Raw genomic sequence first — 3777 nt, forward strand, 5'->3', positions numbered from 1 at the left:
GGCGAAGATACTTGGGGCAAAAGCCTCCGGGAAAATAGCGCGACGCCAGAATTTATGTTGAGCCCTTACTTGGTAAGTCTACCGAGTAAGGGCTTTTCTCTTTCAGGGGATGTGGTATCCTGTCCCTTGTGACCTACCCGCCACAGATCGAGATTACTCCGCTTTCTTCCCCTCTTCGAGCCACTGCGAAAGTGCCCGGCAGCAAAAGTATTACAAATCGTGCGCTGGCGCTGGCGGCACTTACCGATGGCCGACTAACCCTCACTGGCGCACTTTTTGCCGATGATACACAGCGAATGCAGGATTGTTTGAAGGCACTGGGGTTTGCTATTGAAGCTGATCCGCATACAGCGATGATAACTGTGCAGGGTGAGGGAGGGACTATTCCTGCTTCCCAGGCCGAACTTTTTGTGGGAAACTCCGGCACCACTGCGCGTTTCATTAGCCCCATTGCAGCACTGGGGCAGGGGACATTTCACCTCGACGGTGTTGCTCGCATGCGTGAGCGTCCTATTGGCGATCTCGTGAAATCACTCGAAGGGCTCGGGGTTGCGGTGGACTGCCCGACCGGATGCCCACCCCTGATAATTCATGCGCAGGGGCTGCACGGAGGATCCACGACAATTCGAGCGGATGCCTCCAGCCAGTTCCTCTCCGGCTTACTTCTCGCGGCTCCTTTTGCCGATGCTAAGGAAACTATTATTCAGGTGGAAGGCCCTATCCTCTCTGCGCCGTACGTCCGGATGACCCAGGCGATGCTCGCTCAATTTGGCTTGTCCGCACGGGATAGGGGGCAGGAGTACCGTGTATCCGGACGGCAGCAGGTGCGACGACGGGAGCTGGGTTTACCCCGGATGGAGAGCTACGCAATTGAACCCGATGCCTCTGCGGCGTCCTATTTTTTTGCCGCCGCCGCCGTAACGGGAGGCTGGGTACGGATTCACGGGCTGGGGCCAAGCTCTTTGCAGGGGGATACTCAGTTTGTGAAGGTGCTTGAGGCGATGGGCTGCGATGTTGTCATGGCCAATGGAGCCATTGATGTTCATGGCCCCGAGCAGCTCAGGGGGATCACTTTAGACATGAATGCAATTTCTGATACGGTGATGACCCTTGCGGCGATTGCACCGTTTGCGAGCTCACCGACCGTGATTGAAAATGTAGGGCATATCCGGCACAAAGAAACTGACCGACTTACGGCTGTTGTGGCTGAGCTGACACGGCTGGGAGTAGATGTGGAGGAGCGGTCCGATGGGCTGACGATCTATCCTGCAACATCGCTGCACCCCGCCACGATCCAGACCTACGACGATCATCGGATGGCGATGGCGTTTGCGATCACAGGCCTGCGATCTCCGGGGATTGTGATTGATAATCCCGCTTGTGTCGCAAAGACGTTCCCTAATTTTTTTGAGTGTCTGGAGGAACTATGCGACGCTGGGTAGTTGCGATTGATGGCCCCGCGGGGGCAGGGAAATCTACCGTGGCACGGCTTCTTGCCGATCGTCTTGGCTATGTCTACCTGGACTCAGGAGCGATGTACCGTTGTGTTGCCCTTCTGGTACTCCGGCGGGGGATGCCTCCAGAGGAAGCCACTTGTCTCGCTCAGCAGGCGCAGATTACGTTTGATCCGGTGGGAGTAGGAGAGCCGCAGCGAGTGACCCTTTCTGGCGAAGATGTCACGGCAGCGATTCGTGCTCCTGAAGTCTCACAGATGGCATCCAAGGTTGCAGCGGTGCCTGGAGTCAGGAGCGCACTTGTCCAGCTCCAGCGGGCACTGGGCGCAGAGGGCGGTGTTGTAATGGAAGGGCGCGATATAGGCACCGTTGTCTTTCCTGAGGCGGAACTGAAGGTCTTTCTGACTGCCTCGTCTGAAGAGCGTGCTCGACGCCGTCACGCGGAGCTTGAAGCACGGGGCGAGACCATGGATTACCAAACGGTTCTCGCGGAGCAGCGAGAGCGCGATGAGCGTGACCAGACACGGGAAGCATCGCCGTTAGTTGCCGCGTCTGATGCACTGGCCGTGCTCACGGATGGACGCACTATAGACGAAATTGTTACGGAATTAGCGGGTAAAGTAAGCACATGAGTGATGAGACGATTGTAACCCATACAGACACCTACTGGATACTGAAACGTGGGACTCTTGTGCTCCTGCGGCCTTGGGCGACGTTTCATATACAGGGCGAGGAAAACGTCCCCAAAGAGGGAGCTGTTCTCTACGTGAGCAATCACACGTCGTACCTGGATCCGGTTGCCATTGGAAATGTTAGCCCACGTCGAGTGGTTTTTATGGGCAAGGCGGAGCTTTTTCACAATAAAATCATTAACTGGCTACTGCGTGGTGTGGATGGCTTTCCTGTGAAGCGCGGCGAGCCTGACATGACCGCATTTAAGACGGCGCTTCGGTACCTTAAGGCGGGGCGCGTGGTTTGTGTTTTCCCTGAGGGAACACGTGAGGACTCTGAGGAGAAACTGGGGACGCCTGAGCCGGGCGCGGCCACTTTTGCGATAAAGACAGGTTGCAGTGTTGTTCCCGTTTTTGTCAGTGGGGCCAGTAGGGTGCTGGGCAAGAAAGGTGGTCTTTGTAGGGGGAGGATTACAGTCGCTTTTGGAGAACCCTTCACACTGCCTAAGAATGCAGATCGTGAGACTGCCGCGAGCGAATTGATGGCGGCGATTGCACGAACCCGCGAGGCTTGGCGTGGTAAACCCGCGCACCGTGTAGGAGTATTTTCCCCGATCCCACCCCCGGAAAAGAAATAACGAGGCCTGGCGTCTTAGAGACTGTGTAGAAACGATGGAAGTAGCTCCCCTTGACACCACCGCCATGGCGTCTGGTTTGCGATGGAGATCCCGGCGTTGTCGCCAAGGCCGAGTGGGGGATAGCCAAGGCCCGTTGCTGCCGTGTCCCCAAAGAGCGCGGCGACGATCACGGGCATGTTGTCAATGGGCGTGTCTAAAAGCGGCGTGAGAACCTCGCGGGTGTAGGTTCGCTCGTCGGGAGCGAGCGCGGGGTATTTTGTTTGGGCGATGGCTTCTTGTGCCAGAATCTCCTGAAGTGTCTTGGGATCGCCGTGTGCAAGAACATGAAGGGCACGCCGAAGCGTGATGCGTGTGGTTTCCACGACGATCTCCGGGCTGGGCGTCGCGCTGGTCCAGAGCATAAGAGAAAGCCAGTGGGAACGTCGTAGCGTTGCGCCGAGCTGGGTGCGGAGCTTGTACTCGTAGTCCGTACGGTTAGTCCAGCCGCCCTTCGCATCGTCCACAAGCACGAGAGAAACGCGCAGCGCGGCATCGGTGGCGAACTCGGCCAGCGTCTCTTGTGCGAGGCGCTCGGCATCAATCTCGCGGGAGAGATACTGCTCCATAAGCGCGTTGCAGTGTTCTTTGCCCATTGGGTTCATCCAAACAAGTGGCGCGAGGGCAACATCGTCGCCAGTCTCGTTGATGATGGTTTTAATATAGCTCTGGAAGCGCTCGAAGCCACGCGGAAGCATGTAGAGTTCAAGCTGCTTTCGCAGCAACGGGACGTATTCAAAGGGCATCTCAACCTCATTATCCCCCGACGTGAAGGTCGGAGGCTGGCTGGCCTGCGGCCATAAAGTCGCTCCGCGACATCGTGGTGCTTGCGCCAGAAGCGACGCGTGCTCTCCTCGTTCATGAGGCGGCATTCTAATCCAAGGGCGATTGCATATAAAATCCGAGGTATTCTGAGCCAAAATGCACTTGGCTCAGGAGGGCCTCACGACATTGATAGAAGCCACGGATACCCAGAAA

At 56.9% G+C, this 3777-nt stretch carries 4 protein-coding genes; 3 read left to right on the top strand and 1 reads right to left on the bottom strand.

Annotated elements, in window-relative coordinates:
• The first annotated feature begins 128 nt into the window (after positions 1-128).
• The 3 genes from aroA to ACH2EH_RS16310 are packed head-to-tail and all read left to right on the top strand — an operon-like array spanning position 129 to position 2763.
• Positions 129-1442, top strand: a complete 1314-nt coding sequence (gene aroA / locus ACH2EH_RS16300) for a 3-phosphoshikimate 1-carboxyvinyltransferase (protein ID WP_395143192.1) — start codon at positions 129-131, stop codon at positions 1440-1442.
• Positions 1427-2086 (top strand): (d)CMP kinase, encoded by a 660-nt coding sequence (cmk, locus tag ACH2EH_RS16305; protein WP_395143194.1) that lies wholly within the window; start codon positions 1427-1429, stop codon positions 2084-2086. Before aroA ends, cmk begins: the two co-directional genes overlap by 16 nt.
• On the top strand, positions 2083-2763 hold the full coding sequence (locus ACH2EH_RS16310) for a lysophospholipid acyltransferase family protein (RefSeq protein WP_395143196.1): 681 nt from the start codon (positions 2083-2085) through the stop codon (positions 2761-2763). The genes cmk and ACH2EH_RS16310 overlap by 4 nt, the downstream gene beginning before the upstream one ends.
• 14 nt (positions 2764-2777) lie before the next feature.
• On the opposite strand, the gene ACH2EH_RS16315 is transcribed toward ACH2EH_RS16310, so the two are convergent.
• A complete protein-coding gene (locus ACH2EH_RS16315; RefSeq protein WP_395143198.1) occupies positions 2778-3545 on the bottom strand; it encodes a hypothetical protein in 768 nt (255 codons plus the stop codon).
• Positions 3546-3777: the final 232 nt, after the last annotated feature.

The organism is Armatimonas sp. (assembly GCF_043760365.1).
Lineage (GTDB): Bacteria > Armatimonadota > Armatimonadia > Armatimonadales > Armatimonadaceae > Armatimonas.

What these genes read in the sequence shown, in the direction of transcription:
- cmk (WP_395143194.1), top strand. Translation starts at nt 1,427, where the DNA reads ATGCGACGCTGGGTAGTTGCGATTGATGGCCCCGCGGGGGCAGGGAAA.
- ACH2EH_RS16315 (WP_395143198.1), bottom strand. Translation starts at nt 3,545, where the DNA reads ATGCCCTTTGAATACGTCCCGTTGCTGCGAAAGCAGCTTGAACTCTAC.
- ACH2EH_RS16310 (WP_395143196.1), top strand. Translation starts at nt 2,083, where the DNA reads ATGAGTGATGAGACGATTGTAACCCATACAGACACCTACTGGATACTG.